This is a genomic window from Syntrophaceae bacterium (genome assembly GCA_013177825.1).
Lineage (GTDB): Bacteria > Desulfobacterota > Syntrophia > Syntrophales > PHBD01 > PHBD01.
On record JABLXX010000001.1, the window covers coordinates 114,635 to 138,270 of the forward strand.

Annotated in this window: 21 protein-coding genes, 1 tRNA gene and 1 pseudogene; 8 read left to right on the forward strand and 15 right to left on the reverse strand. The window is 59.4% G+C overall.

Annotated features, from left to right (window positions below; translation table 11 throughout):
- Positions 1–70: 70 nt before the first annotated feature.
- The 4 genes from HPY65_00575 to HPY65_00590 all read left to right on the forward strand — a co-directional run bounded on the left by HPY65_00575 (position 71) and on the right by HPY65_00590 (position 5,209).
- Positions 71–1,144: a phosphotransferase family protein gene (locus HPY65_00575; protein NPU82953.1), complete on the forward strand. Its 1,074-nt coding sequence runs from the start codon at positions 71–73 to the stop codon at positions 1,142–1,144.
- A 201-nt stretch (positions 1,145–1,345) separates the two neighbouring features.
- The gene (locus tag HPY65_00580; protein ID NPU82954.1) at positions 1,346–3,025 is read left to right on the forward strand and encodes an acyl--CoA ligase; all 1,680 of its coding nucleotides are present in this window, start codon (positions 1,346–1,348) and stop codon (positions 3,023–3,025) included.
- A 13-nt stretch (positions 3,026–3,038) separates the two neighbouring features.
- Positions 3,039–4,019 carry a phosphotriesterase-related protein gene (locus tag HPY65_00585; protein ID NPU82955.1) on the forward strand — a complete coding sequence of 327 codons (981 nt, stop codon included), beginning with the start codon at positions 3,039–3,041 and terminating at the stop codon, positions 4,017–4,019.
- A gap of 182 nt (positions 4,020–4,201) precedes the next feature.
- Complete coding sequence (locus HPY65_00590) at positions 4,202–5,209, forward strand: hypothetical protein (protein ID NPU82956.1); 1,008 nt, start codon at positions 4,202–4,204, stop codon at positions 5,207–5,209.
- 182 nt (positions 5,210–5,391) lie between these two features.
- Here HPY65_00590 and HPY65_00595 read toward each other — a convergent pair.
- The 5 genes and pseudogenes from HPY65_00595 to HPY65_00615 form a co-directional block, all read right to left on the reverse strand.
- Positions 5,392–6,483, reverse strand: a pseudogene (locus tag HPY65_00595) (ABC transporter ATP-binding protein).
- A complete protein-coding gene (locus HPY65_00600) occupies positions 6,480–7,178 on the reverse strand; it encodes an ABC transporter permease (protein ID NPU82957.1) in 699 nt (232 codons plus the stop codon). The pseudogene HPY65_00595 and the gene HPY65_00600 overlap by 4 nt, the downstream one beginning before the upstream one ends.
- 135 nt (positions 7,179–7,313) lie before the next feature.
- Positions 7,314–8,186 carry a solute-binding protein gene (locus tag HPY65_00605; protein ID NPU82958.1) on the reverse strand — a complete coding sequence of 291 codons (873 nt, stop codon included), beginning with the start codon at positions 8,184–8,186 and terminating at the stop codon, positions 7,314–7,316.
- Positions 8,187–8,212: 26 nt separating this feature from the next.
- A complete protein-coding gene (locus tag HPY65_00610; GenBank protein NPU82959.1) occupies positions 8,213–9,055 on the reverse strand; it encodes a solute-binding protein in 843 nt (280 codons plus the stop codon).
- A 3-nt stretch (positions 9,056–9,058) separates the two neighbouring features.
- Entirely contained in the window at positions 9,059–9,991 is a 933-nt protein-coding gene (locus tag HPY65_00615; protein NPU82960.1) for a helix-turn-helix transcriptional regulator, read from the reverse strand.
- 248 nt (positions 9,992–10,239) lie between these two features.
- Between HPY65_00615 and HPY65_00620 the strand changes: the two genes are divergently transcribed.
- The gene (locus HPY65_00620; GenBank protein ID NPU82961.1) at positions 10,240–11,232 is read left to right on the forward strand and encodes an NAD(P)-dependent oxidoreductase; all 993 of its coding nucleotides are present in this window, start codon (positions 10,240–10,242) and stop codon (positions 11,230–11,232) included.
- Positions 11,233–11,418: 186 nt separating this feature from the next.
- On the forward strand, positions 11,419–12,942 hold the full coding sequence (locus HPY65_00625; protein ID NPU82962.1) for a DEAD/DEAH box helicase: 1,524 nt from the start codon (positions 11,419–11,421) through the stop codon (positions 12,940–12,942).
- A gap of 69 nt (positions 12,943–13,011) precedes the next feature.
- Here HPY65_00625 and HPY65_00630 read toward each other — a convergent pair whose 3' ends face one another.
- The 10 genes from HPY65_00630 to HPY65_00675 form a co-directional block, all read right to left on the reverse strand.
- Entirely contained in the window at positions 13,012–13,668 is a 657-nt protein-coding gene (locus HPY65_00630; protein ID NPU82963.1) for a cation transporter, read from the reverse strand.
- Positions 13,665–14,234, reverse strand: a complete 570-nt coding sequence (locus tag HPY65_00635; protein ID NPU82964.1) for a flavin reductase family protein — start codon at positions 14,232–14,234, stop codon at positions 13,665–13,667. Before HPY65_00635 ends, HPY65_00630 begins: the two co-directional genes overlap by 4 nt.
- 105 nt (positions 14,235–14,339) lie before the next feature.
- The gene (locus tag HPY65_00640) at positions 14,340–14,921 is read right to left on the reverse strand and encodes a hypothetical protein (protein NPU82965.1); all 582 of its coding nucleotides are present in this window, start codon (positions 14,919–14,921) and stop codon (positions 14,340–14,342) included.
- Positions 14,918–16,117, reverse strand: coding sequence for an MFS transporter (locus HPY65_00645; GenBank protein NPU82966.1), 1,200 nt, complete (start codon positions 16,115–16,117; stop codon positions 14,918–14,920). Before HPY65_00645 ends, HPY65_00640 begins: the two co-directional genes overlap by 4 nt.
- Entirely contained in the window at positions 16,114–16,755 is a 642-nt protein-coding gene (locus HPY65_00650) for a thiamine phosphate synthase (protein NPU82967.1), read from the reverse strand. Before HPY65_00650 ends, HPY65_00645 begins: the two co-directional genes overlap by 4 nt.
- A 1-nt stretch (position 16,756) precedes the next feature.
- Complete coding sequence (gene mnmA, locus HPY65_00655; GenBank protein ID NPU82968.1) at positions 16,757–17,824, reverse strand: tRNA 2-thiouridine(34) synthase MnmA; 1,068 nt, start codon at positions 17,822–17,824, stop codon at positions 16,757–16,759.
- A gap of 34 nt (positions 17,825–17,858) precedes the next feature.
- Positions 17,859–18,149 (reverse strand): hypothetical protein, encoded by a 291-nt coding sequence (locus HPY65_00660; GenBank protein NPU82969.1) that lies wholly within the window; start codon positions 18,147–18,149, stop codon positions 17,859–17,861.
- The gene (locus tag HPY65_00665) at positions 18,146–19,639 is read right to left on the reverse strand and encodes a DUF4139 domain-containing protein (GenBank protein ID NPU82970.1); all 1,494 of its coding nucleotides are present in this window, start codon (positions 19,637–19,639) and stop codon (positions 18,146–18,148) included. The genes HPY65_00660 and HPY65_00665 overlap by 4 nt, the downstream gene beginning before the upstream one ends.
- Positions 19,636–20,970: an amidohydrolase gene (locus HPY65_00670; GenBank protein ID NPU82971.1), complete on the reverse strand. Its 1,335-nt coding sequence runs from the start codon at positions 20,968–20,970 to the stop codon at positions 19,636–19,638. Before HPY65_00670 ends, HPY65_00665 begins: the two co-directional genes overlap by 4 nt.
- Positions 20,970–22,295 carry an amidohydrolase gene (locus tag HPY65_00675; protein NPU82972.1) on the reverse strand — a complete coding sequence of 442 codons (1,326 nt, stop codon included), beginning with the start codon at positions 22,293–22,295 and terminating at the stop codon, positions 20,970–20,972. The genes HPY65_00670 and HPY65_00675 overlap by 1 nt, the downstream gene beginning before the upstream one ends.
- A gap of 222 nt (positions 22,296–22,517) precedes the next feature.
- Between HPY65_00675 and HPY65_00680 the strand changes: the two genes are divergently transcribed.
- Together HPY65_00680 and HPY65_00685 are read left to right on the forward strand one after the other, a co-directional pair.
- Positions 22,518–23,474: an alcohol dehydrogenase catalytic domain-containing protein gene (locus tag HPY65_00680; GenBank protein NPU82973.1), complete on the forward strand. Its 957-nt coding sequence runs from the start codon at positions 22,518–22,520 to the stop codon at positions 23,472–23,474.
- A 65-nt stretch (positions 23,475–23,539) separates the two neighbouring features.
- Positions 23,540–23,627: transfer RNA gene (locus tag HPY65_00685), tRNA-Leu, on the forward strand.
- The last annotated feature ends 9 nt before the right edge of the window (positions 23,628–23,636 follow it).

The window sequence follows — 23,636 nt, forward strand, 5'->3', positions numbered from 1 at the left end:
ATGGTAACTCATCGGGGGAAAAGGAATAATAAAGTCAAGGTTCACTGAAACAGAACAGGGAGGGTAAGGCATGGATTGTACCGACAAAACAAAAGCGGTTCGCGAAGGAGAAGGATTCGAGGTAAAACGCGTAGAGGCCTTCCTTAAGGATTCCATTCCAGGGCTGGACGGGCAGCTTGAAGTGTCGCAGTTTCCCGGAGGCTTTTCCAATTTAACCTATCTCATCAAAATTGGCGAACGGGAACTTGTCTTCCGCCGACCGCCTTTCGGTACAAAAGCAAAAAGTGCCCATGACATGGGTCGTGAATACCGAGTCCTCAAGCAGTTGAAGCCTGTGTTTCCATATTGTCCGAGACCTCTCCTGTTTTGTGAGGACGAATCCGTAATCGGCTGTCCATTTATTGTTATGGAGCGACTGAAAGGTGTCTTACTGAGGAAAGAACTGCCGCCTGGGCTTGCGTACACACCAGATCAGGCCCGGAAGCTTTGTGAGAACATTCTCGACGTACACGTGGCTCTTCACAAGGTGGATTACATCCGGGCCGGCCTGGAAGATTTCGGGAAGCCTGAAGGATATGTACAGCGACAGGTTGAAGGTTGGAGCGAACGCTACCGTCAGGCCAGAACGCCCGATGCACCTGACTATGAGAAAGTAATGACCTGGTTGGCGGACAAGATGCCAGGTGACAGCGGTATCGTCTCCGTTATTCATAACGATTATAAGTTGGACAACATCCTCCTCAAGCCAGACCAGCCTCCCATTGAAGTCCAATGTGTCCTGGACTGGGAAATGGCAACCGTTGGTGATCCTCTCATGGATCTAGGCGGGACCTTGGCCTTTTGGGTCGACCGCGATGATCCACCCATCCTCCAAGCAGTCAGTGTTACCCCAACAAATAAAATGGAAGGCGCCATGACGCGGAAGGAACTCGTGGAGCGATACTGCGAGAAAATGGGCATTTCCATCGAACATATCGATTATTATCACGTCTTCGGTCTCTTTCGCCTGTCTGTCATCATCCAACAAATCTATTACCGCTTTTACCACGGTCAGACGAAAGATGTGCGCTTCAAACCGATTGTGATCGGCGTCCACGCCTTGGAGGAAGCGGCCCAAAAAGTCATCGCTCAATCCGATCTTTAAGAAAAACATGCCGTATGGGAGGGGGTGATTGACCAGAAGTGCAAAGCCAGAAGACGGGATGTGTTGAGCAGTGAGACATGTGTGGTGTGTGGGCACTTTCCGGCATTATGGACGATAGGAACAAGGAACAAAATCATCGTATTTTTAATAATGATTCAATAAGGCCAATTACATCATCATTCCCACAAGGAGGGAGAATCCATGTCTAATAAAGGTCAAAAAGATACTGTGATGCCACCGCTCCAATGGCCAAAGGCGGGTGTCATCACGGTAAAATATGAAGGTGAAATTCAGGATGTCTGGGCCTGCCGATACGGAACCCTTACGGAACTTATGAAGGCTGGTGTGGCCAAGTACGGGAATAAGCAAATGTGGTATTTCCCCGAAAACAACCTGCGCTGGTCTTACAACGACTTCAACTCCGTCGTTAACAACGTCGCTTTTTGCCTGAGTCAGGATTACGGCGTGCAAAAGGGTGACCGTGTCGCCTTAATGATGAACAATGTGCCCGCAGCTTTTGTCGCCTACCTGGCGCTGTCTCAGATCGGTGCTATATCGGTTATTATAAACGCACGACTCGCATCCGAGGAAGCACAGCGCCAGCTGGAGGATGCCGGGTGCGTTGCATTGGTCATCGAGGCCCGCCTTTGGGATGACATGAAAAGAGTTGTCAGTTCATTGACCGGGCTTCAGCATATTTTTATTGCGGAAGGTGATGCTGCTGATGGGGCGGTTGCGTTTTCACAATTGATGGAAAAAAAGGCCTTACGGGAAGTGATTGCCGATGTTAGCGAACGAGACATTTGCAGCCTGCTTTATACCTCGGGGACGACGGGCCGTCCCAAGGGAACAATCATCACACACCGGGGCCTCATCAATAATGCACTAAATGGCATAAACTGCGCCACGCACATCTATAACGCACCCTTTGAAGAATGGCGGCAGTTAATTCTGACCCCCTTCTTCCATGTGACTACGCTCCATTCGCTCGTGAACTTCACCCTCCTTGGTGCCTCCTCCATAGTCATACCGATGTTCAAAGCCAAAGAGGCCGTGGACCTAATCATCGATGAAAAGATCAATTTCATGATCATCGTTACGGCTATGTTCTGGCTCATGCGGATGCAACCACGCTACCCAGAAATGGTAAAGGCTAAGTCCCTAAAATACATAATGCAGGGCGGATCTCCCATGCCACCAGAACTCTTCAAGGAACTGTTCAAGGATTTTCCGGATGCCCGTGTGGGGAACGGGTATGGATTCACGGAAGGCACTTCCCTTGGCTGGCTCACGTTACTGGGGGGGGACTGGGACATCCTTATCAAGAAAGCGGGAAGTGTTGGCGGGACGTTGGGCAACACCATGTTGAGGATCACAGACAGCAATCTGCAGGACGTCCCACGCGGACGGACTGGCGAGATCTTGGCTGCTAGTCCGGGGATTAGTCCGGGCTACTGGAATCTTCCTGATGAAACGGCAAAGAGCTTCATCCTCGACGAAGAAGGACGCCGCTGGTTCCGCACGGGCGACCTCGGATACATGGATGATGATGGTTACACTTACCTTGTAGACCGAGCTAAGGACATGATCATCCGGGGAGGTGAAAACGTCTATTGTGTGGAGTTGGAGAACCTGATCAGTCAACATTCGAAGGTGCTCGAGGTCGGTGTCGTCGGGGTTCCAGACAACGTCTTGGGTGAAAAGATCAAGGCTGTCGTGTTTCCCCTCCCCGGTGAAACGGTGACCGAAGACGAGATAAAGGACTTCTGCCGCAGCCGCATTGCCCGTTACAAGGTTCCGGATTACGTCGTATTCACGGATCAGTTATTGCCCAAGAACCCAGGAGGAAAACTCATCAAAAAAGAATTAAAAAGCATATAAATTGAGGGAAACCATGAAAACGATACAGTCAGTCGCCGGCCCCATAGATGTCGCCAGTCTGGGAAAGACATTAATCCATGAGCATTTCTTGTTCGGTTATCCCGGATGGGAGGGGGATGCCAGCGTCGCTGGCCAATTCGATTATAAAGCATGTATCCAGGCCGGTCTGCAAATGGCTGAAAAAGTCAAAGCACATGGTGTTAAAACTATTGTGGATGCAACTCCAAACGATATGGGGCGCAATCCCACCCTCCTTAAGGAAATTGCAGAAAAGAGCGGTCTGAACATCATCTGTGCATCGGGTTACTACTCGGAAGCAGAGGGTGCCAGCCCTTATTTCAAGGCATGGAGCAAATTCGGAGACGGTGTAAAACAGATTTATGATGTGTTTAAGAAAGAGACCACTGAAGGAATCGGGGCGACAAGAATTAAGTCAGGAGTTCTCAAGCTCGCATCGAGCAAAGGGATTATCACCGATTATGAACGGATGTTCTTTAAGGCGGCGGCCTTGGTCTCTCAGGAAGAAGGCATCCCCATCGTGACACATACGGAGGAGGGCACTCAAGGTCTCGAACAAACGGATCTTCTTTTGTCAGCGGGGGTGGACCCTAAGCGGATCATGATCGGTCATATTTGCGGCAGTACGAACATGGAATACCTGCTCTCCATTCTCGAAAAAGGCGTGTACATCGGTTTTGACCGATTCGGCATCGAGGGAATTGCCGGAACACCCAAGGATTCCCGGCGTGAGGCCTGCCTGATCGGTCTGTTGGGCATGGGGTATACCTCGCAGATAATGATCTCCCATGATTGGGTAAATTATTGGCTGGGGAGGCAAGGAGTATCGGCTATCATATCGATTGTCATGCCGAACTGGAAACCAACCCATCTCTTTGAGGATGTCCTGCCTATACTGGAGAAAGCTGGTGTGAAAGCTGACCAAGTAGAGTCCATGCTCAACGAGAACCCGCGTCGGTTCTTCGCCGGATCATGACAAATAGTTGAGTGTATTGAACACCGGCAAAACCGCTTAGCTTGGAGTTTATCCCTTCTCTTTTTGCCCTGTTCTATGAGCCCCGAGATTCGGTAGAGGTGAAGAGCGAAGGAGTCCCTTGATTGATGTGGGGGATCGGCAGAAGGAAAAGATGAAGAATACTAATAAAGGAGCAAGAAATTATGTGGAAGTTGGAACCCAGCGATGAGTATATGCATCCTGTTGAAGAAGCAAAGAATTTTAACGAAAGCATGTACTTCAATGTTTTTGATGCAGAAAAAAAAGTGGGTGGTTTCTTCCGAATCGGAAATCGCCCGAACGAGGGATATGCCGAGACGACAATATGTCTCTACCTCCCCGACGGGAGTGTGGCCTTCATGTTCAACCGTCCAAAGATAGTGGGGAATGAAGCATTTGACGCCGGCGGGATGAAATTCGAAGCTTTGGAACCCTTCAAGAAACTTTCCATCACCTATGATGGAAAGGTGCTCCTTCTTAGCAATCCCTTGGAGATGAACAACCCCAAGAAAGCCTTTGCTGAGAATCCTTATCTCGATTGCTCTGTGCGGTTGGAATATATTGGCCTATCTCCCATGTTCGGCGGAGAGCCCATGGAAGAAAAGAAACTAAGTGAACATGCGGAAATGGTAAACTTCGCCCGGAGACACTATGAACAGCATGTAGCGGGAAAAGGGGACATCCGTATAGGAGACCGGAGTTGGCAAATCGACGGTTTCGGCGTGCGGGACCACTCATGGGGGCCTCGCTACTGGCAATCTATATGGTATTATCGCTGGATGACGGCGAATTTCGGCGCCGATTTCGGCTTCATGATAAGCCTCATTGCAATGCGCGACGGCACGAAAGTGCGTTCCGGCATGGTGTTCACCGAAGGCCGCTACGATTTGATCAAAGACAATGATATTCAGACGGAGTGGATGGGAGAAGATCGTTACCACAAACGGCTTCTCATTACCGCCAGAACGGCGAACGATACTTACGAAATCGATGGAAATGTCCTCTCCCTCCTGCCTTTGCGCAATCAGCGTGTTTCTCCGGAAGGAGAAACATTGGCAACGCGGATCTCCGAAGGCATGACGGAGTGGAAGTGTCGAGGGAAGGTCGGCTACGGTCTTTCGGAATACCTGGATCAGCTTGTTGACGGAAAGGCCGTTGGGGCGACTTCATGAAGACGTCTGACAAGATCAAGCTGGCAGAGCACCTTGGGAAATCTTCACACACGCTTCCCGCAGATATTCGATGATCTGCTCCGCCATAAATCGCTTTCGACTCATCCTGCCCTCCTCGCGAATCCAGTCTTATGCCGTTATCCTAACATAAAACTGGAAACGTTGAGGGGCAGGTCAAGTTTCTATTTCCGGATCAGGTGGACCGCCGTGGCCTTGAAGGAGGCGTCGACGGCGCTCCCCTCTTCAAGCGTCAGGTCTTCCACGGACGAGGCCGTCACGTATGCCGTGATCGGAAATCCGCAGTCCAGCAGAACCTTGTAGAAAAGGCCCATGGGAACGACATTCGCGATCCTTCCATGGAAAACATTCCGGGCGCTTGCTCCGCCTGTCGGGAAGTTTGTAGACAGGGTGACCTGCTCCGGGCGGATACAGCACAGGACCGGATCCCCGATCCGTCCGATTCCGACTGCCTCGATCCGGCCGCCGGATATCTGCACGGTCACCGTTCCCGCCCCTGTCCCGGCGATTTCACCGCCAAGAACCGTTTCCACGCCCACGAAGGAGGCGACGAACTCGTCCAGGGGATGGTTCATGACCTCCTCGGGGGCGCCGACCTGAACGATTCCCCCTTGTTTCATGATCGCCATCCGGTCGGAGAGGCGAAGGGCCTCGACGCGGTCGTGGGTGGCCATCACAGCGGTGGTTTTCGTTTACCGGAGGATCCGCTGCAGGTCGTCCATCAGACCTTCCCGGGTGGGCGGGTCGAGGGAAGAAAAGGGCTCGTCGAGAAAGATGATCTCCGGTTCCACGGCGAAGGCCCGGGCCAGGCTCGTCCTCTGGGCCTCCCCGCCGGAGAGCTTCCGGGCATGTCGCCCCGTCAGATGTCCGATGCCGAAGCGCTCCATGCATTCCGTAACGGTCCGGCGGATGACGTCGCGGTCTGCCCCCCGGAGCTTGAGGCCCGAGGCCACGTTGGACTCGACGGTTCCGTCGAAGAGCAATGGCTCCTGGAAGACCATGGCGATTCTCCGCCGGTATTCCAGAAGGCCGTTTCCCGCCTCCACGGCATCTCCGCGGAAGGAAAGGGCGCCCCTGCGGCGGGGCAGGAGGCAGGCCAGCACGAGCAGAAGGGTCGATTTTCCGGCCCCGTTCGGACCGATGAGGGACAGGACCTCGCCTTCCCGGATGCAGAATTCGGGAATGTCCAGGACGGCGACACCGCCCCTGCGCACCTCCAGATCCCGAATCAGAAGGACGGCTCCGGAATCGTTCATCGCGGCCTCTGCTGCTGCTGGATGGCGGTAAGGATGGAATTGATGACGAAGGCCAGGAGCAGCAGGATGATCCCCAGCGCAATGGCGATGTCGAAGTTGCCCTTGCCCGTCTCCATGACGGTGGCCGTCGTGAGGACGCGTGTGTAACCCTTGATGTTACCGCCGACCATGATGGAGGCACCGACCTCGGAGATGACGCCTCCGAAACCCGCCATGACCGCCGCAAGGAGGGGCAGCTTCGCTTCCTTCATGAGCATCCAGACCATCTGGAGGCGGGTGGCCCCGAGGGCCAGGATCTGGAGGCGCAGGTTTTTCGGGAGGTGCTGGATGGCCGCGAGGGTGATTCCCATGACGATCGGCGTGGCGATGATGGCCTGGGCGATGACGATGGCCGTCGGTGTGTAGAGGATCTCCATGAAGCCGAAGGGCCCGTTTCGCCAGAGGAAGATCGACACGAACAGGCCCACGACCACCGGCGGCAGCCCCATGCCGGTGTTGATGAGGCTGATGACGAGCCGCTTGCCGGGAAACTCCGTCAAGGCGACGGTGGTGCCCACGGACATACCGAAAATCAGGCTGATTCCCGTGGCCGCTCCGGAAACCTGGAGGGAGAGCCAGGTGATGCCCAGGACCTCCCGGTCAAACGAAAAGAGAAGGTAAAAGGCCTGCCGGATGCCTTCAAGGATCAGGTCCAAAATTCACCTGCGGATTCTGCGATGGTGAAACCCGCCGCGACGATCCGCCTTCGATCGCCGCGGCGGGCAGGTTCTTCATTCAGCCCGGATCGGGTCTGCCGCAGCACGGGAAACGGGCGGCGGCATTCCAGCCGGTTACTTGCCCAGGGACTCCTCTTTCTTCCCGGCATCCGGGAAGAAAAGGGGCGATCCGAATTTTTCCACGCCGAAGGTTCCGATGATCTTCTGGGTCTCCGGGGCCACCATGAAGTCCGCGAAGGCCTTGGCGCCGTCGGCGTTGATCTTCTTGAACTTGGCCGGATTGACCGGAATCACCGAATAAACGTTCAGCAGGATGGCGTCTCCCTGGTTGAGGATATCGAGTCCCAGGTTCTTCTTCAGGGCCAGGTAGGTGCCCCGGTCCGCCAGGGTGTAAGCCTTTTTCTCCGCCGCGACGTTCAGGGTCTGGCCCATGCCGAGACCCGTCTGCTGGTACCACGTTTCCTTTTCGGGATTGATGCCGGCGGCCTTCCAGATGCCTTTTTCCTTCGCATGGGTTCCCGAATTGTCACCCCTGGACATGAAGAGCGCCTTCGAGAGGGCGATCTGCTTGAAGGCGGCCGCCGCGCTCTTGGACATCTTGACTGTCGCAGGGTCACCCGGGGGGCCGACGACGATGAAGTCGTTGTGCATGACCAGGGTGCGTTTCGTGCCGTTACCCTCCGCCATGAAAGCCTTCTCCGCGGCAGGCGAATGGACGAGAAGCACGTCCGCCTCGCCCTTCTTGCCCATCGCCATGGCCTGACCGGAACCGACGGCGATGGTCTTCACGAAGTAGCCTGTCTTCTTCTCGAAGATGGGGATCAGGACGTCCAGCAGGCCCGAGTCCTGGGTGCTGGTCGTCGTTGCCAGGATCAGGTTCTTCATCGTTGCCGGCGCCGCCGTGGCGTTGCCTGCCATTCCGACAGCCAGAACCAGCGCGAGGACGACGGCCAGCAAAGCCGTCCGCAGATACGATCGTTTCATCATTGTATGAACCTCCTTGGAGTATTTGATTATTTTTTCATCTTCCACTCATCGGAATTGGGGAAGAACAGCGGGCTGCCGTATTTGTCCTTGCCGAAGTCACGCACGATCAGCTGGCCTTTTCCCGGCGAGGTCAGCCAGGCGATAAAGGTTGCCGCATCTTTGGCGTTGACCTGCGGGAACTTCTGAGGATTGACCGGTATCAGGGAAATGAAGTTCAGAAGCGCCTCGTCGCCCTCGACCAGCACGGCCAGCTTGATGTCCTTCTGCAGGGACAGGTAGGTCGCCCGGTCGATGAAGGTGTAAGCCTTCTGCTGATCGGCATAGCGCAGCGTGGCGACGTTCCCCTCGGAGCCCTTCTCGTAGATTTTATACCAGGCGCCGGCGGGCTTCATTCCCGCCTGATCCCAAATGACCATCTCCGCCACATGAGTCCCGGACTTGTCGCCCCGGCTGATGAAGAGAGCATTCTTCGCGGAGAGTGCCTTCAGGGCGTCGGCGGCCTTTTTCATCCCCTTGATCCCCGCTGGATCCGCGGCCGGCCCGACGATGACGAAGTCGTTGTACATGAACGGAATCCGCTTTGTACCGTATCCGTCTTTGATGAATTTCTCCTCGAGGGACTTGGCATGGACCATGACAAGATCCACGTTCCCATTCGTGGCGATTTTCAGGGCCGCACCCGTCCCGGCCCCCACGTGACGGACCCGGATGCCCGTATCCTGCTCGAAGCGGTCTTCCAGGAGAGACACAATCCCGGAATCGATGGGACCGATCGTGCTGGACAGAAGAAGGAAGCCCTCTCCCGCCTGACACGGCCCGGTGAAGAGAAGCACAAGGAAGAGGACGAATGAGAAAACGGATTTTTTCATGATTCAGCTCCTTTCCGAATGGATGGTGTGCAGAACGCGGCCTGCACGGTGAAAATCATACCCTCCCAGCCGTTCCACGCTCCGCTGGAAGGACAGACTCTGCAGGCCTTCGAGAAAGGCCTGAACGCCCATGCTGAAAAAGGTGGCCTGCCGGAGGACCATGTCGAAACTCTCCGTGGCCAGGGGAACCATTTCCAGGCCCAGGAGCCTGGCTACGGCGGATGAGGCGATTCCTGCGTCGGCGTCTCCCGTAAGTACGGTCAGGCCGACGTCCATGTGGGTGAAAACCACCCGGTCATACCCCGGAAGGATCTCCGGTTCAGCCCCTGCCTTCTTCAGGTGATAGTCCAGCAGGATGCGGGTGCCGGCACCAGGCTGGCGATTCACGATCCGCGCCCGCATCCGGATGAGATCGTCGAATCCGCGTATCTCGAGAGGGTTGCCTTTTGCCGTTATCAGGCCGATCTCCCGGTTGAAGAGGTGAACCACCACCCAGCCTGCTCCCTGCAGGTATTGTGCAATAGCCGCAGGGGTGTTGTATTCGCCGCTTGCCGGGTCGATGATATGCGTCCAGGCGAGGTCGGTATAACCTTTTCCGAGGGCCTTCAAACCGTCGGCACTCCCGGTGCTGGCCGTGAAGATGTAGAATTCGGGATGAGACGCCTTGAGCGTCGCCAGAAGCATGTCGAGAACGGGATCGTTGCTTCCCGCCGCAAGCAGGGCGCCCTCGATCCGGGTGCTCTTCCGGCGGGCCTCCTGGAGTCCATCGCCTGCCCGAGTCCGGATCCAGTCATCGACCAGCGCCTTCGGGAAAAGCCATTTCCCCGTCACCCGGGTTGCCGGGATCCGGCGGGCCTTGATGAGGGCGTAAACTTGTTTTTCATGGATATCCAGGTAGTCGGCCACTTCCTTCGTATTCATGAATTCGTTCGGCATGGCTGCGTATCCTCGAAGTTTCGTCCATAGCGGATTTGGGACAGGGAATCAAGACGAAGACGTACCATTTATTACTAAAAATCATAAATATTCACAAATAAGAACTCTGGAGGCTGTTCGAGTTTTGATTATTTTTGATGATTGGTGAAACAAGCAAATGGGAATGAAGGCATATTGGAGAGATAAAAGAGGAAGGGTGCTTAGTTGTCTGCCCGCAGCATCGAAATCGCCGCCGTTCCACGGGAAAGATGGACAGCCGGGGGCTAGACAGGCTAAACTTCTTGACATATTGGGCATTTTACCCGATAGTTCCAAGGTTCCCGTGCCGGTGGGGCCGTTCGAACCGGCATGTTCGGAGGATTCCCGTGGAAAAAATAGGCTGGATCGGAACCGGCGTCATGGGCCGTTCCATGGCCATGCACGTCCTGAAAGGCGGCTATCCCGTTTCCGTCTTCAACCGAAGCCGGGAAAGGGCTGAAGATCTGTGCCGGGAAGGCGCGATATGGTGCGACAGTCCCGGGGAGGTCGCCGCCCGGAGCGATATCGTCTTCACCATGGTCGGCGAGCCGGCCGACGTCGAACGGGTCATCCTGGGGGAAGATGGCGTGCTTGCCCGGATCCGGAAGGGATCCGTTATCGTCGACATGACCACGTCCGAGCCATCCCTGGCTGTTCGGATTTACAACGAGGCAAGGGCACGATCCGTTTCTTCCCTGGATGCACCGGTTTCCGGCGGAGACGTCGGGGCGAGGGAGGGAACGCTGGCGATCATGGCCGGTGGCGATGAAGAGGCCTTCCGGCGCGTCCTTCCGGTATTCGAGCGGATGGGCGGGAACATCGTCCTCATGGGCGGCCCCGGCATGGGCCAGCACACGAAGATGAGCAACCAGATCCTGGTTGCCTCGACGATGATCGGCGTCGTGGAGGCCCTGCTCTACGCCCGGCGTGCGGGTCTCGATCTGGAACAAACGATCGGCGTCGTGGGAAAGGGGGCCGCCGCGTCGTGGGCCTTCAACCAGCTGGGGCCGCGAATCGTGAAGGGAGACACGGCCCCGGGTTTTGCAATCCGCCATTTCGTGAAGGACATGGGAATCGCCCTGGCCGAGGCAAAGAAAATGAGACTGTCTCTCCCGGGGCTTGCCCTGGTGAACCAGTTCTATCTGGCCGCCGTGGCGGAGGGACTTGAAAATGAAGGAACCCACGCTCTCTTTCACGTTCTCGACAGGATGAACCGCCCCTGAAGGCCGGGGAAAAGAGGGAGCGCAACAAGCCGGGAACCCGGCTTTCGGCATAGGCTTCGCTCGCAGCGAAGATGGAAAGAAACAAACAAATCGAGGAGAGAAGAAAACATGCAGGAAGAAGGAAGAGAGAACGATTCAACGGTCGGCGTTCCGGAGGTTCCGGGCGTGGAAGGCCGCGGAATAACTATGAATGAAGATGAACGGATTATCGAGCCGGCGGACTCCCTGCCGGAAGTGAAGCTGGAGGAACTCCCGGAGCAGCTGCAGACAGCCTGCACCCGGGCTGGATGGGCGCGACTCCTGCCGGTTCAGTCCCGGGCGATCCCGTATGTGCTGGCGAAGCGGAACCTGATGGTTCAGTCGCAGACCGGAAGCGGCAAGACCGCAGCTTTCGTCCTGCCGATCCTCGCGCGGATCGATCCCGGAAAGCGCGCCTGTCAGGCCCTGGTTCTGGTTCCCACCCGGGAACTGGCCGGCCAGGTATCCCGGGAAGCGGAAACGCTCGGGGCCGAGATGGCGATCCGCACCGCCGTCGTATACGGCGGAGTCTCCTACGGACCCCAGCTTGAGGCCTTCAAGGCGGGCGCCCAGTTTGTCATCGGTACGCCGGGCCGCATCCTGGATCACCTCATTCAGGGGACCCTTTCCCTCCGGGAGTTGCAGATCCTCGTATTCGACGAGGCCGACCGCATGCTCTCCATGGGCTTTTATCCGGACATGAAGCGGATCCAGCAGTTCATGCCCAAAAAGCCGATCAGCGGTTACATGTTTTCAGCCACCTTTTCCCCCGACGTGCTGCGCCTCGCCAGCCAGTTCCTCCAGGATCCGGAATTCCTGAGCCTCAGCCAGGACCGGGTCCATGTAACCGGGACGGACCACGTGTACTACCTTGTCCCGGGAATGCAGCGGGAGCGGTCCCTGGTCAGGATCATCGAAATGGAAAACCCCACCTCGGCAATCATTTTCTGCAACACCAAGGCAACGGTGCATTTCGTGACGATCGTCCTGCAGCGGTTCGGGTATGATGCCGACGAGCTCAGCTCCGACCTCTCCCAGGCCGCGCGGGAGAAGGTGATGAACCGGGTCAAGAAGAGGGTCCTCCGGTTTCTCGTGGCGACCGACGTCGCCGCCCGGGGAATCGACATCCAGGACCTCTCGCACGTGATCCAGTACGAGCCGCCGGAGGACACGGAGCTTTACATTCACCGCGCGGGACGAACGGGACGGGTCGGGGCGACCGGCACGGCCATCTCGATTGTCGCCGGCATGGAGCAGTTCAAGCTCAAATCCATCGCCAAGACATACCAGATCAACATGGAAGAGCGGGTACTGCCTTCGGAGGAAGACGTCGAGGCGGTCGTGTCGCAGCGGATCACCGCGGCGCTGGAAGCGGATCTCCGGGGGCGGGACCGGGTGCAGGTCGAGCGGATGCAGCGGTTTATTTCCCTGGGACGGAGCCTGGCGGAGGCGGAGGGGGAAATCCCCGTGATCGCCATGCTGCTGGACGATTATTACCAGCGGACACTGCAGGCGCCGATCCCGTCGCCTTCGGACGCAGAGCCCGTCGAGCAGGCTCCGGAGGTGAGAAGAGAAGCATCCCCGCGGCGGGACAGCGATCGCCCGAAGCGCCGGAGGCCGCCGAGAGAACGGGACAAGGATCGCTCGCGAAGACGCCGCTCCGGATCCGGGGGCGGAGGCGAATCGGCCTGATCCAGACTGGATGGTTTCCGGGGGTTCAAGAATGTGCTTCCCCAGATGGAAAAACCTGGTGAATCAGGCTCACTCGTCAGTGCAGCAGGAACAGGAGAGGCCTTTCGCTTCGGCAAAGGCCTCCCGTCCCTCCCGCCATGAAAACCAGGCGATTCCAAGGGCACCCAGGGCGTCCAGGCCGCCGATGCCCGTCAGTTCGTAGCCGGCGCTGGCCGCCAGGAGCACCGCCGACAGGAACATGCAGGCCCGGGAGCATTCGGCATCCGCCAGGATGGCCGGCGAACCGAGCTCCCGCCCCACCCGTTTTTTCGCACGAATCAACCACCACATGAACGACAGGGATACCAGGGAGATCACGACGCCCCAGAAGGTCGTTGCCGGACGGTGCAGTGTGTAGAGACTCCAGGCGGCCGTGACGGCCAGCCCCGCGGCGAGGATGTAGAATGCCGTGCCCGTCACCCGGAGGGCGGTTCGTTCGAAGCGATCCGGATCTTCGTCGGGCTCGACTTGCTGGCGGCGGACCATGTGCCAGACGCCGATCCCGGAGATGACCTCCACGAAGGAATCGAGGCCGAATCCGAACAGCGAAAGGGTGCCATCCTCAAGTCCGAACCAAACCGATACCACTCCCTCGGCAATGTTGTAGAGGACCGTGATCAGGGCGAGGTTGAGGGCGTGGCGGTAGAGGATATGATGATTTCCTCCGGAATACGGGTTCAAACTCATCCGACGTTTCGACCCATCGAGAAGGCCCTGCCCAGTTTATCCCCCAGACCGAAATAATATCCGTCATCCGGAGCATAGAGAATGGGCCTGATTCTCTCAATGTCCAGGGAGCCGCCTTCGGAAAGAACGGATTCCTCCGCCTTGAGATCCAGGATCTCCCCGACGAACTGGGTGTGAAGGCCCAACTCCAGGACGTGGACGAGCCGGCATTCCAGGACGAAGGGAAACTCCCGGATGAAAGGGGCGTCGACGACGGTGCTCTTCTCCGGGCTGAGGCCTGTGGCGGCGAACTTGTCAACCTTCCTGCCGGATGCCATTCCGAAATAATCCACTTCCCGGACGTATTTTTCCGAGGGAACGTTCACCGTGAAGGCCCGCCGATCACTAATGCTTCCGTGGGTGTACGTCGCTTTTCGCAACGATACGGCGATGCAGGGCGGCGAGGAGCAACAGATGCCCGCCCAGGCGGCGGTCATCGCATTTGGTTTCCCGTTTTTGTCATACGTACAGATAACGAGCGCCGGAGTGGGGTAGATAATTGTTTTGGGACCCATAGATTTTTTCATGGCGGATTTCCTCCCTTAGGATCGTTCATTCAATTTCCTGGCCTGTATTTCTCTCCAGAAAGAGGCCGATCCGGGTTGAGAAAAGGAAAATCGACTCCTCCCCATTCATATCTGCTCAAGCAGGATGACCCGGCCTTGGGCTTCAAAGCAGGCCATCAGTTTCTCCATCTGTTCCTTCTCCCTCTCCGTGAGGGAGCCGCCGCCGAGTCGCTCGCCCCGGTAGCCATTGGCGATGACTGTCCCAAAGCCGTTCAGGAACGTGGTCAGGTCCTCCACGTTTCCCGCCTGCAGGTAGAGGCTGATGTCGTTGACAAAGAGAATGTCCCGCGAGGTCTTGGAAGCACGCGGGAAGAGTGCATCGATGGCCAGGCGGTTCCGACGGGCCTTTTCCAGGGCTTCCGCCTCCGTTCGCGAACTGAGACGGGGCGGTTCGGGAGATGCCTCGAAGACGAGGACATGCCGGCCCGGGGGAGGGGACAGCCTGCCGCCGGCGCCCCGCAGCCCCTTCTCCAGGGCGAGTTTCTCCGGGATCACAGGCGCCAGGTCCAGGATGACGATGCGCGGACCGAGGCCCGAGAGGCATAAAGCGGATAGGATCTCCCCGCTCCGGTATGTCTTGCCGGTGTTGATGTCGCCGACGATCAGCGTCCTTCTGCCCAGGAAGTCTTGTACGTCGATGTCGCTCATGTTTCATTCACTCCACCGGAGCGCAGCGTTTCGGGGAGAAACAGGAGCAGCGCCGCTCCGAGGATGTAAACGATGCAGGTGACCGCCAGGCCCGTCTGGAGCCCGTAATTCTTCCCGATGGCGCCGATGGTGAAGGGAGCCAGGACGGCACCGATGCGCCCCATGTTCCAGCAGAAGCCGCCGGCATAGGCTCGGATTCTTTCGGGGAAAAGCTCCGCGAAGTATGCCCCCAGCACGCCTCCGACCCCGCAGAGACCGAAGCCCACGACGATTCCCCACCAGAAGAGGAAAACGGGATTGCGGACCACGATGTAAAGGGCGACGGCAAAAGCGACTGTAAGGAACGCGGCGATCATGGCCTTCCGCCGCCCGATCCGGTCGGACAGCGCCCCGAAAAACTGGAATCCGAGAAACATCCCCAGGTACATGACAAAGGAGAACCACGCCATGGTCGTAAGGCTGAGCCCCCGTTCCCTTGTCAGAAAGGTCGGGATCCAGTATGCCGCCCCCCAGTATCCGGCCAGGTTGACCACGCTGATCAGCGTCGCCAGGAAGGTGGTCCGGGCCATTCCATCCCGGAAGATGGCACCGACACCCACGCCGGGCTGACGCTCGCCATCCGGCGATGCCGGTTGAGCCGGATCGGGCGGCACAAGGCGGTAAACGAGGAGCGCAATGGGGATGGATACGGTACCCATGAGAAACAGGACATGCCAGTCCGTGTGCAGGACCATCCGCCCGACCAGGGAGGCCAGGACGGCACCGATGGCGAAGCTGCTGTAGACGAACGACGCGGCGCGGCCCCGGTATTCCGGCGACCAGTGCGCGGCGATGAGAGCGGCGCAGGGTCCCCAGATCCCGCCGATGGCGATCCCGGTGACGAGACGGAGGACCATCCACTGCTCCCAGGTGGAAACGACATAGACGGCCCCCATCCCAAGGCCCAGCCAGAGTAGGGCCAGGATCAGGGCGAAGCGCCGGCCGCGGTTCTCGGCGATCAGGCCGAAGAGGACGCCGCCGGCCATGGCGCCCAGCATGGTGGCCGAACCCAGGAGCCCGCCCTCGGGGAGCGACATGTCCAGGACCTTGAGCAGGACGGGCATGGCGATCGCCAGGACGATCAGGTCGTAGCTGTCCAGGAGATAAGTGATGAAGGCGGCCCACAGGACCCGCCAGCGATGGGGCGTGCCGCTCATTTCCCGGCTCCTCGGACCGCGGCGGCCAGGCGGATCGCCGCCTCCCTGATATCGGGCATGGCGAGGATCGAGGAGACGACGGCCACTCCGTCCACGCCGGTTCCCATGACCGCTCCCGCGTTTTCCGCCTTGATGCCTCCGATGGCGACGACGGGAATGTTCACAGCCCGCTTGATGCTCCGGAGGTCGTCGAAGGTCACCGACTCGTTGCCCAGCTTCGTAGCCGTCTCGAACACGGCGCCAACCCCAAGGTAGTCGGCCCCTTCCTTCTCGAAACGCAGGGCCTCCTCGACGGTGGCCGCCGAGGCTCCGACGATTTTCCCCGGTCCCAGGATTTTCCGCACCGTCGGCACGGGAAGGTCGTCCAGACCGAGATGGACGCCGGCGGCGTCCACTGCCTGGGCGATGTCGAGACGGTCGTTGATCATCAGGGGAATTCCATAGCGGTCGGTGAGCGCCTTCATGCGCAAGGCAAGCTGAAAGAAGGAGCGGGAGTCCACGTCCTTCTCCCGCAGCTGAACGACCGTCACGCCTCCGAGGACGGCCTCTTCGACGCAGTCAACCAGGTCCCGGCGCGCCAGCCAGCGCCGGTCCGTTACCAGGTAAAGGCTGTAATCAATCACTTTCTGCTCCTTGATATTACTGTAATACCTGATCGATCACCCCGCCTCCGAGGACTTCGTCGCCCCGGTAGATCACCACTGCCTGACCCGGCGTGATGGATTCCTGTGGCTCTTCGAACTCGATCCGTAGTCCTCCTCCCTCCGGAAAGATCCGGCAGGCCGAGGCCTTCTTGCGGTAGCGGATTTTCGCTTCCGCCGTTTCCGGCCAGGAATCGACCAGGAGATTGACATTCGACGCCCGGAGGCCCGGGGACAGCAGATCGCTCTTTCCCCCCACAACGACCCGGTTTGTATCCGGGTCCACGGAGACGACATAGAACGGTTCCGGGGCGCTGATGCCCAGGCCGCTCCTCTGGCCGATCGTGAAGGAGACGATGCCGTCGTGCCGGCCCCGTTCCCGGCCGTGCATGTCCACGATCAGGCCCGGTTGCTGGGTGCCTGCCAGGTCGCGGATAAACTGTCGATAGCCCTTCCGGGGCACGAAGCAGATGTCCTGACTCTCCGCTCTCTCCGCAACGGGAAGGCCTGCGTCCCTGGCCAGTGCCCGAACCTCTTCTTTCGTCCGGTCCGCGAGTGGAAACAGGATCGACGGCAGGTCCTCCCTCCGGATCGGATAGAGAAAGTAGGTCTGGTCTTTCGTCCGATCCTTCGGTCTCAGAAGACGATACCTGTCTCCTTCCTTCTCAATTTTCGCGTAGTGGCCCGTGGCCATGAATTCGAAGCCCGTCGACCGGGCCGTCTCGAACAGGCGGCCGAACTTGAGATGCCGGTTGCAGTCGATGCAGGGGTTGGGTGTCCGACCCCGACGATACTCCCGAACGAACCGGCCGATGACCTCCGCGTGCATCTCCCCGGCGAGATCGACAACCCGGTGGGGAATCCGCAGCCGGTCGCAGACCCGCCGTGCGTCGCGGACGGCGTCGCGGATCCAGCAGCGGCCGTGCCCGTCATCGGACCGGATTCCCAGGTGCATGGTCACACCCGTGACACTGTAACCGGCCTCGCAAAGCAGCAGCGCTGCAACCGAGGAATCGACGCCGCCGCTCATGGCCGCCAGAACGGTTTTTTTCTTCATCATCACCATGCGTTTTTTTAATTTGTTACGGGCCGGGAGTCAGCTATTTTTTAAAAAGGGATTCCAGCCGATCCCTGGAGGAGGATTTTCCCTTCGCCGGTGCCGCCGGCGACGATCCATCCCGGAAGGTAAAGAAATCGCAGAAGTTGCTGCGGTCCTTGTCCACGACCCGCTCGGCCTGCGGCTCACGGCAGTCGTTGTAGACCCCGGGAGCATAAAAGCGGCAGCAGATGCAGACGTGGAGGTCCCGGCTGCAACGTGGGCAGGTCTCCCGCCGGCCGATCCGGTCGCCCAATTCGATCCCTTTGCTGCAGAAGGGACAGGTCGCGTTCATTTTTGCACCTCCGGTGCCGGGGCCGGCGCGGACTGGTTTTTCCACTCCGATCCTGCATGAGCAGGGGAGGGCGGCGGCAGCGCAGCCGAAGCGCCCGGAGGGATCGACAGGATTTCCGTTTCCGGACGTCCGTCCCGCCAAAGGAGCCGGATCGGCTCGGGACGCCCGTTGTTCACCTCGAATTGCCCACCCCCGCTGACTGCGCGCAAGGTGACCCGGGGATCATGACCGAACGTAAAAGAACGACCCTCCCGTTCGGGAAATCGCCCGCGCCCCGTGACGGCACCGTCGATCATGAACAGGGCGGGACCCGCCGGCATCCGAACTGCCCAGGCCTGACGTTCCTCCGACTGCAGAACCGGTTCTCCCGCAAGGGATTCCATCCCGTAAAGAAACGATCCGTCACCCGTTTCCAGGATCACGTTTCTCGTCACGGTTGTACCCGCGGGAACGTCGGTTTTCCCCAGGCTCCAGGGGCCGCAGGCTCCGGTGGCGCATGGAGTGCTTGCCTGGGCCGCAGGGGTGGGCGGAGATTCTTTTTCCGGGACCGGTTCGCCGGCTTTCTTTTCCGCCGCGCCCTTGCGTGCTTTTTTCCCTTTTTTCGGGGCAGGGAGGGCAGTCTTCTGTGATGAAGTCCCGGCATCCGCTGTAGCCGTTGCCGGGATGTTCGACGGTTCCGGAAACGCCAGCATGACCCGGACGTCTTTCCAATCCTGGCCGGATGCCTGTCTCAGCTCGGCGTCGAAAGACATCCGGATCTTGCCCTCACCGGGCCTCGCCTCGATTCGATAGGAAGGAGTCCAACCGCAGCCGCCCGTCCGATAACTGAAAGTCAGCGTCTGTTCCCGGGCTGCCGTCCCGGAGAGGGACGCCGTGACCTGCCACGTCGCTTTGCGGTGCTCCGGCAGGGCCGTCCGTTCTGCCTCGACGTCGCGGAGTCGCTGCTCCGCCCTGCGGAGGCTGTCTTCAAGGGCGCTTTTTTCCTGGCCGGCCTTGCGGATGTTTTGACCGATGGCGGCGGCCATGTTCCGGGCATCGGCGAGGGTCTTCGTCTTGGCCTTGGTCTGGAGTTGCCAGAACTGGATCTGGGCCTCCGTGGCGAGAATCGCAGCCCGTGTCCGGGCGGCCTCGTCTCTCACTTTTGCCGCTTTCTTTTCGAGTTCCACTTCCTTCGCGCCCAGCGGTGTCTCGATCCGCTTCACCTGATAGTCCTCGACGCGGCAGGACCCCGCCGGCAGGCAGCCGATGGTCAGCGTGGCAGGGTCTGCCGATCCGGGAAGGGTAAAATTCGCCGACGCCAGGCTGCCGGCCGACGATGGAAGTTTAACCCGGACCGTCTCGGTGATGCGTGCGGAATCCGGGTAGAGGGTCACTTCGATTGGGACTGCGAAGAGCGAGGACGGCCCGGCAAGAACAAGCAGACCCAGGAAAAAGGGCAATGCGAACCGGGCAGCCCGGAACAGCTTCGTTTCTCCATGTTTCCCGTTCATGAGTTCCCCGTGCGGTCGGACTGGATCTTTTGTCCGATCCGCCTCACCTCTTCCATGGCGGCGCTCAGGTCGATCGTCAGGAGGCGCCGGTCCTTCATGACGACCTTCCCGGCGATCACGGAGGTTGTGACGTCGGAGCCCCGGGCGGCATAGACCAGATGGGAACACAGATTATACAGGGGCGTGAAATGGGGCTTGTCCAGGTCCAGGAGAATCAGGTCGGCCTGCTTTCCCGGTTCAACGGACCCGATCTCCTCTTCCAGCCCGAGGACCTTCGCTCCCTCGATCGTGGCCATGCGGAGAACGGTCGTGGCGTCCATGGCAGTCGGGTCCATTTCCATGAGCTTGTGGATTTTCGCCGCCGTCGCGATCTCCCCGAACAGGTCCAGGTCGTTGTTGCTGGCGCAGCCGTCGGTCCCCAGGCCGACGGCGATTCCCCGGCGGAGCATCTTCGGGACAGGGGCCATCCCGGAGGCCAGCTTCAGGTTGCTTTCCGGGTTGTGGGAAACGTTTACGCCCCGGGCCGCCAACCGGTCCAGTTCGTCATCCTCTATCCAGTTGCAGTGGACGGCGATGGTTTTTTCGTCGAGGACGCCGATGGAATCCAGGTAGCCGACGGGTGATTTCCCGTAGCGTTTGCGGATGATGTCCACCTCTTCCCGGGTCTCCGACAGGTGCGTCTGGAAGGGCACGCCGATTCGCCGGGCTGTTTCCTTGATGGTCGTCAGTGTCCCGGTGGAGCACGTGTAGGGCGTGTGGCAGAAGAGGGAAGGGGTGACCAGGGGCGAGCGGTCCCGCCAGGTCCCGACGAACTTCTCGGCGATCTCGATCTGCCGGGAGGGATCCGGGCTGTCGGGGGTGGGAAAATCGATGAATCCCTGGGCGACGACGGCCCGCATGCCCGCATCCACGGCCGCCCGGGCGACGGAACTGCTGTAGAAGTAGCTGTCGCAGAAGGTCGTGGTGCCGGAGAGGAGCATCTCCGCGATGGCCAGCGTGGTCCCGGCATAGACCATCTCCCGATTCACGTACTTCGCCTCGGCGGGCCAGATGTGCCGCTCCAGCCACTCCATCAGTGGGAGGTCGTCGGCGAGACCGCGGAAGCAGACCATGGCGGCGTGGGTGTGCGTGTTCACCAGGCCGGGGAGGACGGCACAGCCCGTGGCATCGAGCCGCTCCCGGGCCTCCGGAAGATCTTTCGTTCCCGGCCGGACGAAGGCGATCCGGTCCCCCCGGATCCCGATCGCCGGATCCTCCAGGACCTCCCTCTTTCCGTTCATCGTCAGGAGAGTCCCACCGGTGACAAGCAGATCCAAAGGGTCGCTGTCCATCATTTTGCCATGCTCCGCTTGACCCGCTCGGCAATGCGCCGGACGCGCTCCATGGCTTCGTTCACGTCGATCGTGAGAAGCTTCCGGTCTTCCAAGACCAACTTCCCGTTGATGAGGACCGTATCGACGTCGGAACCGCTCACGGCATAGACCAGGTGGGAATACTCGCTGTACATCGGCGTAAGATGCGGCCTGTTGAGGTTCACCAGGACAAGATCCGCCTTCATGCCGGGACGGATGGACCCTACCAGATGATCCAGGCCCAGGACCTTCGCCCCGTCGCAGGTGGCCATCCGGAGGACCGTCCGGGCCGACATGACCGTTGGGTCCAGTCGGACCGACTTCTCCAACTTGGCCGCTGTGTCCATCTCCTGAAACATGTCGAGGTTGTTGTTGCTGGCGCAGCCGTCGGTCCCCAGGCCGACGGTGATCCCCGCTTCGATCATCCGGGAGACGGGGGCCACGCCGGAGGCCAGTTTCATGTTGCTCTCCGGGTTGTGAACCACCTTGCAGCCGTGATCCGCGAAGATACGGATGTCCTCGTCGTCCATGTAAACGCCGTGGAAAACGAAGAAGCGATCGTCCAGATATCCGATCTCCTTCAGGAATTCGGAGGCCCGCCGGCCCAGCTTCTCCCGGATGATGTCCGGCTCCGTCGTGTTCTCCAGGTAGTGGGTAGCCACCGGAACGCCGTACGCGTCCGCCAGGGCCTTGGCGTCCTTCAGCAGGGTGGGGGAGCAGGTGTAGAGTGCATGCGGCTCCACGACAATGTTCACCAGGGGGTCGTCGGCCCATTTTTGAATGAGCATCTCCGTGTAGCGGAGGCCTTCGCTGGGCGTCTTGACGTTGGGAGAGGGAAAGTCGAAGAGGACCTCCCCCAGGAGGCACCGCATGCCTGCCTCATGGGCTGCCCGGGCCGTCTCGTCCTCGAAGATGTACATGTCGCAGAAGGTGGTGGTTCCCGACAGGATCATCTCCGCGCAGGCCAGGAGGCTTCCCCAGTAGGCCAGTTCGGGATCGACGTTGCGCGCCTCGGCGGGGAAGATGTAGTTGCTGAGCCAGTCCATCAGGTCCAGGTCATCGGCGATCCCCCGGAAACAGGTCATGGCCGCGTGGGTGTGGGCGTTTACGAGGCCCGGGAGGAGGAGGCAGTTGGTGGCGTTGATCTGCTTCCGTGCCGAGAACTCCCGGTCGATCTGCTCGACGGTTCCCACGGCAGCGATGGAGTCGCCGACGACGGCGACGGCGCCCCGTTCGAGGATGGTGTCCTTCTCGTCCAGGAGCAGGACTCGCGCCCCCGAAAGGACGACGTCTGCTTTTTTCATGAAGTTCCTCCGGAGATGGAATGTGAGGCGTCCTGCTTGTAGCACATCGGCCGGAGTCCCTTCAAGAATGAAAACACTGGAATTCCCTGTTTTTCCGGGGGTCCGGACAGGAACGACCGGGATCGGTTCGCGACGTGGAATCGGATCCCTGTTGACAGGTCACCGGCGATGATCTACTTGCCAAAACATGCAAATCGACCAGCATATTACAGGTGAAGCTGCATGAAGGCCCTTTTCTTCGACGGCGCCCTCCGTTTCCGGACGGACGCTCCCGAACCTCCGCGGGCAAAAGGATGGGCGCGGATCCGTGTTCACACGGCGGGCATCTGCGGAACGGATCTGCAGATCCTCGCTGGCTACCACGACTATCGGGGCATCCCAGGGCATGAATTCGTGGGCGTCGTCGAGGACGGGGACGATCCGTCCCTGATCGGTAGACGGGTCGTCGGGGAGATCAATATCGGCTGCGGCCGTTGCGCCTGCTGCAAGGCCGGAATGGAAAGACACTGCCTTGAGAGACGGGTTCTGGGCATCATCGGCCATCCCGGCTGCATGGCCGAATTCTGCAGCCTCCCTCTTGTCAATCTCCACCCCGTGCCAGAAGAAATCGGCGACGAGCGGGCCGTCTTCGTCGAACCGCTCTCTGCGGCCTGCGAAATCCTGGAGCAGGTTCCGCTCCGGAGGGACGAGCGGGCCGTCGTCCTGGGAAACGGGAGGATCGGTATCCTGTGCGCCTGGATCCTCTCTACGGTCCTGGAGGATGTGACCCTCGTGGGACATCATCCGGCCAAGCTGGAAGCCGCCCGCTGGCACCATTTGAAAACATGCGAAAAGGCGGGCGAGGCGGAGCGAAGCGCGGACCTGGTTGTCGAGGCCACCGGAAGCGCCCACGGCCTGGCGGAGGCGCTTGCTCTCTGCCGGCCCCGCGGAACCGTCGTCCTGAAAACCACTCTTGCCGCTTCCTTCCGCATCGATCTTGCCCCCGTCGTCGTGAAGGAGATCTCCGTCGTCGGGTCCCGCTGCGGCCGCTTCGCCGACGGGCTGGAGATCCTCCGTGCACACCCGGACATGCCGCTGGAACGGCTGATCACCGGACGTTATCCGCTGGAGCGGGGAGTCGAAGCCTTCGAGCAGGCGAAACGGAAGGACAGCCTGAAAGTCCTCCTGGAACTCCTTTAGAATCGGGCATTTTCGGGACAATCGCCTTGACACCCATCGGGAAAACCGTTAAGAATCCCCACCATGCCCGGGTGGCGGAACTGGTAGACGCAAGGGACTTAAAATCCCTCGGTCCTCGCGGCTGTGCGGGTTCGATTCCCGCCCCGGGCACCAATAAAAACA

What these genes read in the sequence shown, in the direction of transcription:
- HPY65_00575 (NPU82953.1), top strand. Translation starts at nt 71, where the DNA reads ATGGATTGTACCGACAAAACAAAAGCGGTTCGCGAAGGAGAAGGATTC.
- HPY65_00580 (NPU82954.1), top strand. Translation starts at nt 1,346, where the DNA reads ATGTCTAATAAAGGTCAAAAAGATACTGTGATGCCACCGCTCCAATGG.
- HPY65_00585 (NPU82955.1), top strand. Translation starts at nt 3,039, where the DNA reads ATGAAAACGATACAGTCAGTCGCCGGCCCCATAGATGTCGCCAGTCTG.
- HPY65_00590 (NPU82956.1), top strand. Translation starts at nt 4,202, where the DNA reads ATGTGGAAGTTGGAACCCAGCGATGAGTATATGCATCCTGTTGAAGAA.
- HPY65_00605 (NPU82958.1), bottom strand. Translation starts at nt 8,186, where the DNA reads ATGATGAAACGATCGTATCTGCGGACGGCTTTGCTGGCCGTCGTCCTC.
- HPY65_00610 (NPU82959.1), bottom strand. Translation starts at nt 9,055, where the DNA reads ATGAAAAAATCCGTTTTCTCATTCGTCCTCTTCCTTGTGCTTCTCTTC.
- HPY65_00615 (NPU82960.1), bottom strand. Translation starts at nt 9,991, where the DNA reads ATGCCGAACGAATTCATGAATACGAAGGAAGTGGCCGACTACCTGGAT.
- HPY65_00620 (NPU82961.1), top strand. Translation starts at nt 10,240, where the DNA reads ATGGACAGCCGGGGGCTAGACAGGCTAAACTTCTTGACATATTGGGCA.
- HPY65_00625 (NPU82962.1), top strand. Translation starts at nt 11,419, where the DNA reads ATGAATGAAGATGAACGGATTATCGAGCCGGCGGACTCCCTGCCGGAA.
- HPY65_00630 (NPU82963.1), bottom strand. Translation starts at nt 13,668, where the DNA reads ATGAGTTTGAACCCGTATTCCGGAGGAAATCATCATATCCTCTACCGC.
- HPY65_00635 (NPU82964.1), bottom strand. Translation starts at nt 14,234, where the DNA reads ATGAAAAAATCTATGGGTCCCAAAACAATTATCTACCCCACTCCGGCG.
- HPY65_00640 (NPU82965.1), bottom strand. Translation starts at nt 14,921, where the DNA reads ATGAGCGACATCGACGTACAAGACTTCCTGGGCAGAAGGACGCTGATC.
- HPY65_00645 (NPU82966.1), bottom strand. Translation starts at nt 16,117, where the DNA reads ATGAGCGGCACGCCCCATCGCTGGCGGGTCCTGTGGGCCGCCTTCATC.
- mnmA (NPU82968.1), bottom strand. Translation starts at nt 17,824, where the DNA reads ATGGTGATGATGAAGAAAAAAACCGTTCTGGCGGCCATGAGCGGCGGC.
- HPY65_00660 (NPU82969.1), bottom strand. Translation starts at nt 18,149, where the DNA reads ATGAACGCGACCTGTCCCTTCTGCAGCAAAGGGATCGAATTGGGCGAC.
- HPY65_00665 (NPU82970.1), bottom strand. Translation starts at nt 19,639, where the DNA reads ATGAACGGGAAACATGGAGAAACGAAGCTGTTCCGGGCTGCCCGGTTC.
- HPY65_00670 (NPU82971.1), bottom strand. Translation starts at nt 20,970, where the DNA reads ATGGACAGCGACCCTTTGGATCTGCTTGTCACCGGTGGGACTCTCCTG.
- HPY65_00675 (NPU82972.1), bottom strand. Translation starts at nt 22,295, where the DNA reads ATGAAAAAAGCAGACGTCGTCCTTTCGGGGGCGCGAGTCCTGCTCCTG.
- HPY65_00680 (NPU82973.1), top strand. Translation starts at nt 22,518, where the DNA reads ATGAAGGCCCTTTTCTTCGACGGCGCCCTCCGTTTCCGGACGGACGCT.